The 470-nt window shown below is 71.1% G+C and carries 1 pseudogene; it reads left to right on the plus strand.

Annotated features, from left to right (window positions below):
- Positions 1–470: pseudogene (locus ETD83_RS42185) on the plus strand (phospho-sugar mutase); the annotation flags it as partial.

The following is a 470-nucleotide window of genomic DNA, read 5'->3' on the forward strand; positions in this document are numbered from 1 at the left end:
TCCCCACCCTCACCTTCCCCAACCCCGAAGAACCCGGCGCCCTCGACCTGGCCCTCTCGCTCGCCACCCAACGCCGCGCCGACCTGGTCATCGCCAACGACCCCGACGCCGACCGCTGCGCCGTCGCCGTCCCACACCCCGGAGGCTGGCGCGTGCTGACCGGAGACGAACTGGGCGGGCTGCTCGCCGAACACATCCTGCGCCACACCACCGGCCACGACCGCCTGATCGCCACCACCATCGTGTCCTCATCGCTGCTGCGCTCGATCGCCGCCGCACACCGCGTCCGGTTCACCGAATCCCTCACCGGCTTCAAATGGATCATGCGCGCCGCCGGCCCCTCCGACCGGCTGGTATTCGGCTACGAAGAAGCCCTCGGCTACAGCGTCGGCGACGACCGCGGCGTGCTGGTCAACGACAAAGACGGCATCACCGCCGCCCTCACCATCGCCGCCCTCGCCGCCCACGCC

The organism is Actinomadura soli (genome assembly GCF_005889715.1).
Classification (GTDB): Bacteria; Actinomycetota; Actinomycetes; order Streptosporangiales; family Streptosporangiaceae; genus Spirillospora; species Spirillospora soli.